Raw genomic sequence first — 7,784 nt, 5'->3', positions numbered from 1 at the left:
AATATTGGTGGCATTCCATACAAACCGTTGCTGGTTGCGCAAATACACCCTTGCCTGTTCTTTCGCGGCCTGAATCACCCGCCCGTTGCCGCTTTTGTCGGTGGGGCTTATTTTCATTTCCTTACGGATATTATCGAGAGAAATGACCGGCCACTGCTGATAATGTCGCTGCACATAGGTATCCTTGCCGGCTCCCGGCAAACCGCTCATCATCACGACGGGCGTTTGCGGCTGTTCAAAGGGCACATAGTCCGGAGGACTGTCTGTTTTCAGCAGGTAATACATACGCGCCTGCGGTGTGGCAAAAGCACGGGGCTGCCCCCAGCAATGATTGTCCCGGCACAGTTCTTCAAAGCAATCCACCCGGTATAACAGGTCGGCCTGATCGGAGCAAATGCGGCCCAATGCGTCGGCACGGGCCAGCATGGCCAGGAGTTGTGTATTCACTTCCAGGCTGGCAATGATAACGGCTCGCTGCGGGTCCGGCTTTTCGAATACCCACAGCGGCAGGCCATGATACCTGACCAGTTTGGCGATCTGCTCCCGCAGCGCAAAAGGCGTAGGCACCTCCCGGTAAAGAATTTGCCTGGCACGCCCCTCCCCTTTGCGGGCATGACCTGCTGAAGTGATACGCCCGTCTGGTTCGATCACAGTAGTGCTGTACTTTTCTACATCGTGCAACAGGGCTGCCGCCCATAATACCTCCTTGTCCTGCGGCGACAACGCCGCATAACCGGGCAGCTGCACGAGGGCTTCCAGTACCATCTGCGTATGTATGGCTACGTTACCTTCTGCATGATGGCGCGCATCCTGCGGCACCTCCTGCATGACACGCACCCAGTCAAAGGTTTGTTCCAGCCATGTCCACGATTTATTTTCACTGAGCTGCCACATAGTTACCTCCTTCGTTATTTAACCTTGCACGATGCCAGTGACGGGTCCAGTGCTGGTCTGTTTTTACATGTCCGTTACGTACATATTTAAACACATTGTTTGCAAAATCGCTCACCACATAGCCGGCGGCGTTTCGGGATACAATTCCCTCTATCGTAGCCGGGAGACCGGTATGTACATCATGTGGCTCAAAGGTTCCTCTGCCACTGACAAGCGACAGCGTATCCTGTTCAAATTCACTACGTGTAGCCGGAGGCGTTATGCGCTTAATTTCCGGCACTACCGGCAGGTCCAGCATGGCGGCATAGAAGTGTGTTTCTTCCCAACTCAGCCACCGGTCCCCCTCCCGGATACCAAATACATGAAAATGATGATCCAGGTTTTTATATTCAATAGAATGTACCGCGTACAAATTCTCCAGAAAAATTTCCAGATCACCGAGATCATTCTTTATACTTTGCCAGTAACGGCGGATGCTTTCTGTCCACGCAGAAGTAGTAGGCGCGGCATGGGAACGCGCAAACACCCCATGACGGGAAAGACAATTATTTTCACCGTCGAGTTTTTCCGTATGAATTAACACAGGGATCTGTTGCAGCTGTTGCCAGTACTCGTATTGAATACGGTCATCGCTGCTGGTCCCCGGCGAAAACGGATAATGCCAGGTACGGCCATATTTCTGAGAAACTGCCATGTTATCGGGGTTTAAATTAAACAATAAAATCACAGGCCGGTTCCGGAATGGAACGGCGAAAGGAATGATGTTAATATGCCTGTGACATTACATGGCGCAAGTGTTTGCAGTTTTATAATTAATGAGGTGCAAAAGTAAAGAAAATAATTTAATAGTATCTTACGGGGCTTTGAAATAACAACAACCATCTATCACCATGAGAAAATTTTTCCTTTGCGCTACCGCCTTAGCAGCTATGGCTGCCTGTAACAACAGTGGCAGCGGTAGTAAAACAAGTGGTTCCGACAGTACACTGAATAATGCCTTTCTTCATTATGAAACGCAGTTCATTGATGCACTCTGGAAAGTAAATCCAGACTGGGCTACCAGCGTAGGTTATCATAATTATGATTCCGTGCTGATTGTGCCGGATAGTGCGGCCGAACAGGCCAGTCTTGCCTTTGTAAAACAACAACTGGATTCGCTGAAATCTTTTGATCTTAACGCCTTGAATGATGCCAACAAGATTGATTACCAGCTGATGCAAAACTATCTGCAATCGGTACAATGGGCTATCAATGAGCAGAAAAGCCGCGAGTGGGATCCGTCTTCCTTTAATGTGAGCAACACGTTTGCATTTATATTAAATGAAAACTATGCCCCCCTGGAATCCAGGCTACGCAGCTTTGCCAGCAGATTACAACAGGTCCCTGCCTATTACGAAGCAGCCAGAAAACAGATCAAAGATCCGGTTCCGGAACTGACTTCACTGGCCATAGATCAGAACAATGGTGGTTTGTCTGTTTTTGAAAAAGATTTTACGGATTCGTTGAAAAAAACCAGCATTCCGGCCGCAGAACAAACCGCGATGGTGGCCAGTGCCAAGGCTGCTGCAACCTCCATCCGGGCGTATGCCGACTGGTTAAAAGCCCTGCACCCTGAACATCCGCGCAGCTTCCGTTTGGGTAAAGCGCTTTATGATAAGAAATTCGGTTTCGATATACAGTCGTCTTTTACCGCCGAACAGATCTATGATTCCGCGGTAGCCCGCAAGACTTTTGTGCACGGAGAGATGATCAAAATCAGCCGGCAGCTGTGGCCTAAATACTTTGGTAACGCGCCTATGCCGGCAGATTCGCTGGAGCTGGTAGGTCGCATGATAGACACACTTTCCGTACAACACGTGAAACCGGAGGAGTTTCAATCTGCCATCGAAAAACAATTACCAACACTCATCGCTTTCATCAAAGAAAAAGATCTGCTATATATCGATCCTACCAAGCCGTTGGTAGTGCGTAAAGAGCCGGCCTATATGGCAGGTGTGGCGGGTGCTTCCATCAGTGCGCCTGGTCCCTATGATAAAGGCGGCAACACCTATTACAATGTAGGTAGTCTGGAAGGATGGTCAAAAGAAAAAGCAGAAAGCTATCTGCGTGAATACAATCAGTATATCCTGCAAATACTCGATATCCATGAAGCCATTCCCGGCCACTATACACAACTCGTATACTCCAATCAATCACCCAGCATGATTAAATCCCTGCTGAGCAATGGCGCCATGATTGAAGGGTGGGCGGTATATACCGAACAAATGATGCTGGAAAACGGCTATGGCAATGATGCACCGGAAATGTGGCTGATGTGGTACAAATGGAATCTGCGTACGGTATGCAATACTATATTAGATTACAGTGTACATGTAAAAGATATGAGTAAGGAAGATGCTATCCATTTGCTAACCAAAGAGGCATTTCAACAGGCAGCAGAAGCAGAAGGAAAATGGAAAAGAGTCAGCGTGAGCAGCGTACAGCTGACGAGCTACTTTACAGGCTATAAAGAAATTATAGATCTGCGTGAAGCTTACAAGAAGCAGCAGGGCAAAGACTATCACCTGAAAACGTTCAATGAAAAATTCCTGAGCTACGGTAGTGCGCCGGTGAAATATATCAGGCAAGCGTTTGGCTTTTAGCTGTTAGCTGTTAGCTGTTAGCTGTTAGCTGTTAGCAAATGCAGCGAAGATTAACATATTATGATCTTCGCTGCATTTGCTAAAAGCTAAAAGCTAACAGCTAACAGCTAATCGGCTCATGTATCGCAGGTAACATCGTCCCACAGCTGATTTCTATAGTTGATCAGCCAGTTCAAAGCATAATGTCTTTCGTATACAATTCCCGGATGCAACGGTTCTTTTTCGCCTTTTATACGAGCATCTACACAGCTCCAGTGAGCGCGGTAATAGAGATCGTTGGCATCGAGTATTTCAGTAGCGGAGCGTAATTCGGTGGCCGCAGCTAAAAATGCAGCCGGATCGGCCGACAGTCCTTTGAAAGGGAATGCTTCTTCGGGTACCATGTCCAGGTTACAGAGTGCATCCATTTCTCCGAGTGATGGCACTTTTTTCAAGGCCCACAACAATACCCAGATATCTTCACACTTCCAGGTTTCCGTTGTTTTTTGTTCTTCCTTCGGATCCTGCAGAAACGCTTTTTCTGCGGCGGTGGTTTTCTCCCAGAGCTGATGTTGCTGCAGGTAGCTAATCACAGCAGCTCCTTCCAGGTAGCCGAAAGCCACGGTGTTGACAGCGGCAAGTACGGCTACGCGTTCTGCTACTGCGGTGATGGAGCGGAGTGACACCTGGCTTTCATCTGCAATAACGGGCAGGTTCGCGGAAGTCGTTACCTGCATCTCTTTCAGTAACTGAATGTTTTGCTGTTTTCTGTCTATGGCAGCCGTAGAAGGTGTTTCCTGGCTGTCGAAATAAACAGACTGGATATTCACCGTGAGATTGGTGGCGGTGGAATGTCCGTTTACATCTAGCAGCAATGCCCCGGTTTTATCCCAGAAGCCTTGTACATCTGTTTTGAAGATGAAGTTATTTTCGCAGAAGAAGATGCCATCCAGTTCATGTGCCAGTTCCATGATGGCGGCTCTGAGATCGCCGTTAAAGGAAGGTTCGGCGAGGATCACTACTTCGGTGTTGAGGGTAGCGACTTTGGCCAGTAAGAGCTCCTGTAAAGCGGGGTTATCTGCCGGCAATTGTTGCACAAATGCGTGCATGCCGAGGAGGTTAATAGTTACAGGGTCGTCGTTCCGTACCAGCTGATAGCCGGGTGTGGCCCGTTGGCGGTAGCTAATGGTAAGGGTATTACCTTTACGCAGCAGCTTTTTCCCTGATGTGATGGTTAACTGTTCCCAGTGTTGTTCCGGTCCTGTTACCTTTACTGCCTTTTCTCCAAAATGCGCCCGCATGCGGGTCAGCACTTTCTCCATGTCTATCTCGTGCGTATAGAGGGTACAATTTTCCATGCTGTTTTTTTCGAGGGGCCAAAGGTAGCTTAAAGCGGCCAAAAATGGTATCGGTTTTGCCTTATTCCCATAATTCCCGGAAACTATTAACAAAAATGGCCCATTTCATTCTGTATAAACAACATAGATTATGAAAAAGAGAACCTTGCCAGTCCTGGCTGTTTGTGTATTGTTGCTGGCCGCCAGTTGTGTACCACCCCGGCCACCCGGACCACCCAAACCACCCAAACCACCAAGGCCCCCTCATGGTAGTATTATTTACCCTTTTTCGCATCCGCACGATGCTGCAACAGGTACAGGATTTTATTCAGTTTAACGGGATCATTCACGTAAGGAGAAAGATCAAACAGTTCTACTTTTCTGAAAGCTACCGGATGACTCTCACTTTGCAGGGAGATAGATCCTTCTGTTAACAGTCTGCCTTCCTGCAATAAGCTGGGGTCAGCGTTTGATACAGCGCCACCGCCTACCTGTGGCTTATTATATACAAATACAGTATCCTTGTCTACGATGTGTTTGATCACGGAATCGCGCAGTACAAGCGCTTCCGCGTGTACCCATACATCACCATGATAGGTTTTGGAAGTTGAGCTGATACAATGATCTTTGATCAGTTTACCATTCATTACTACGTTGGTGCCGGGCGTACAAAGATTAGAAGTGGAGCGGTCATCTTTGCCGTTACCACCCAGGAGCTGGTCTTCCAGAGAAATCGGGAAGTTCTGGTCTTTCGTCATACTGGCGGCAGTTTGTCCATGGAGCATGATACCACTGTTGCGGTAAGCCCAACCCGGACCACCTTTTACCTGGTCGCCGGTAAATTTATATTCCACCACGATGAGGTAAGCAGAGAAATTCTTTTTGTAGAAGATATGCCCATACTGTTCTTTAAATTCATCATAATGATCGTAGCTTACTTTCATCATGCCACTGTCTACCCGAAAGGTATTACCGAAGTTATCGTTCAGGTCATGTCCGGTTATTTTCACGTCCCATCCTGTGAGATCTTTGCCGTTAAAGAGTTTCAGCCATTTATTGGGGGCCACTTCTTTCTGGGCCGAGCTGTGGAGACCAGCCAATACTAATAACGCGGTCAATAGTTTTTTCATATGTTCATTTATTTGGCCGGTTAAGATAACAGATAGTATAGAGAAATACAAGCTGAATAACTACTGGGGTAGAATTCCATGACGATCCGGCAATATTGTATGAGGATCGGCAATGGTCTTTGCCGATAGTGTGTAAGAAATTACGCACCGTATCCGATGTGCCACAGGAGTGAACGGATAAAACATATATTTATCTAACTAAATATCAATAATTTAAATGCTTTGACACAAAAGTGCAGGGTTTTCGCTGGTAGTTCCCCAAACTGTATATATGAATTCCTTAACACAACAACAAAACGGTCGTAACACAGAACAACCTAAAGCCGGACCATTATATGAGAGTTCCAATATCATCAATGTAACCCCAGAAGGAAGAATCGTATCTATTTTTACGGGTGCATGGCTGGTAGGCAATGCCATCAGCAAAGTAGATAAAAGCCCCGTTTCGAGCCTTTTAAAGCTCCTGGGAGCGGGCTATTTGCTTTACAGGGGTATTAGCGGTAATGATCTTATTAACGGTCTTATCGGCAAAAGGAAACCTGACAGGCATACGGCTTCCGTCAATATCAGAACTTCTATTAGCATCGATAATCCCAAAGAGGAAGTTTATTATTTCTGGCGGCAGCTGAATAATTTGCCGGTATTCATGAAGCATCTGCAATCTGTAGAAGAAAATGATCCCTTTCATTCTCATTGGGTGGTAAAAGGTCCCGGTGGCATTGGCACCCTGGAGTGGGATGCAGAGATTGTGAAAGAAGTACCGGGAGAAATTATCGGTTGGCGTTCCTTACCAGGATCGTCTATTGCTACTGCAGGCAGGGTTACGTTCCGGGAAACGCATAATGGCGGCACTGAAATAGATGTGATGATTACTTACCGGCCACCGGCAGGCTATGTAGGTTCCGGCCTCGCATGGTTGCTGAATCCTGCTTTTGAGAATATGATTGTAAAAGATATCAGGCGGTTTAAAAACTATATGGAAACAGGAGAAATTGCGAATTAGCGGAAAGTGGAAAGCTTAAAGCAAAAAGCTATTGAAGCGAATGATCAATGCGGGAAATATATTCGCGTTGTTCATTCGCTTCAATAGCTTTTTGCTTTATCCTTTCAGCTTTATGCTATGACAATGCTTCTCTTTTAAACCTGTTAAATGTACCCTGGCTTTTGTTAATCAGCTTCAGTACCCGTTCGCGAACATCATCCTGTAAACCGCTGATCTCATGTTCGAAAACACTTTTCAATTCTGATAAATCCTCTCCACTTTGTCCTACCAGACCATTGATTTTATGACGCCAATCGTCTGCTTTGGTTTTGATTTTTTTGCGGGTTCTATCGCCACTGTCCGGTGCTGTCAATAATCCGATGACTAATCCGGTAGTTAACCCGGCTATAGCGCCTGCTAAAAATTTCGTTGTAGACATAATTATTGGATTTTTATGGTTTAACAAATGATTCGGGTGCATGGTTTAATTCACACTTGCAACCAAAATTTTCAAATATCAGGCCAGTAAAAAGTGGGGAAACGGAAATAATGCTTAAAGAAATGTTATTGTCAGAAAAGGAGAAAGAAAACCACCTGCTTTTAAATGAAGTCGAAGGAAAAGTTTCAATAACGTAAAACATCGAGGAGACGCTATCCAGGACAACATCAGAATTGACATTGCCCCGGCAGGTGGATAAGATAAGCGTATTAGATAATGGAATTTATAAAAGTCAAACGGAGCAGTAAAATAATTACATTCTGGTATTTTTCAAACTTTATTGAAAGAAATGAAATAATAAATTTTATTAAAAAGTAAATC

Annotated in this window: 7 protein-coding genes; 2 read left to right on the top strand and 5 right to left on the bottom strand. The window is 46.0% G+C overall.

Going from position 1 to position 7,784, the window contains the following annotated elements; genetic code table 11:
• Together VIP81_RS02430 and VIP81_RS02425 are read right to left on the bottom strand one after the other, a co-directional pair.
• A partial coding sequence (locus tag VIP81_RS02430; RefSeq protein WP_331956887.1) for an AAA family ATPase occupies window positions 1-894 on the bottom strand: 894 nt, incomplete at its 3' end.
• A complete protein-coding gene (locus tag VIP81_RS02425) occupies window positions 878-1,588 on the bottom strand; it encodes an RNA ligase family protein (RefSeq protein WP_331956886.1) in 711 nt (236 codons plus the stop codon). The genes VIP81_RS02425 and VIP81_RS02430, both read right to left, overlap by 17 nt.
• A gap of 196 nt (window positions 1,589-1,784) precedes the next feature.
• Here VIP81_RS02425 and VIP81_RS02420 point away from each other — a divergent pair, with 196 nt between their 5' ends.
• Window positions 1,785-3,536: a DUF885 domain-containing protein gene (locus VIP81_RS02420; protein ID WP_331956885.1), complete on the top strand. Its 1,752-nt coding sequence runs from the start codon at window positions 1,785-1,787 to the stop codon at window positions 3,534-3,536.
• Window positions 3,537-3,652: 116 nt separating this feature from the next.
• On the opposite strand, the gene VIP81_RS02415 is transcribed toward VIP81_RS02420, so the two are convergent.
• Together VIP81_RS02415 and VIP81_RS02410 are read right to left on the bottom strand one after the other, a co-directional pair.
• Window positions 3,653-4,873, bottom strand: coding sequence for a DUF4272 domain-containing protein (locus VIP81_RS02415; protein WP_331956884.1), 1,221 nt, complete (start codon window positions 4,871-4,873; stop codon window positions 3,653-3,655).
• Window positions 4,874-5,127: 254 nt separating this feature from the next.
• On the bottom strand, window positions 5,128-5,982 hold the full coding sequence (locus tag VIP81_RS02410) for a DUF1080 domain-containing protein (protein ID WP_331956883.1): 855 nt from the start codon (window positions 5,980-5,982) through the stop codon (window positions 5,128-5,130).
• A 271-nt stretch (window positions 5,983-6,253) separates the two neighbouring features.
• Here VIP81_RS02410 and VIP81_RS02405 point away from each other — a divergent pair, with 271 nt between their 5' ends.
• Window positions 6,254-6,985 (top strand): SRPBCC family protein, encoded by a 732-nt coding sequence (locus VIP81_RS02405; protein ID WP_331956882.1) that lies wholly within the window; start codon window positions 6,254-6,256, stop codon window positions 6,983-6,985.
• 115 nt (window positions 6,986-7,100) lie between these two features.
• Here the strand turns inward: VIP81_RS02405 and VIP81_RS02400 are convergent, their stop codons facing one another.
• Window positions 7,101-7,403, bottom strand: coding sequence for a YtxH domain-containing protein (locus VIP81_RS02400; RefSeq protein WP_331956881.1), 303 nt, complete (start codon window positions 7,401-7,403; stop codon window positions 7,101-7,103).
• Between the last annotated feature and the right edge of the window lie 381 nt (window positions 7,404-7,784).

Origin of the sequence: Chitinophaga sp., from assembly GCF_036566945.1 — a bacterium.
Taxonomy (GTDB): Bacteria; Bacteroidota; Bacteroidia; order Chitinophagales; family Chitinophagaceae; genus Chitinophaga.
Note: the sequence above shows the minus strand (reverse complement) of the source record. Positions and strands in the feature narration are given on the sequence as shown.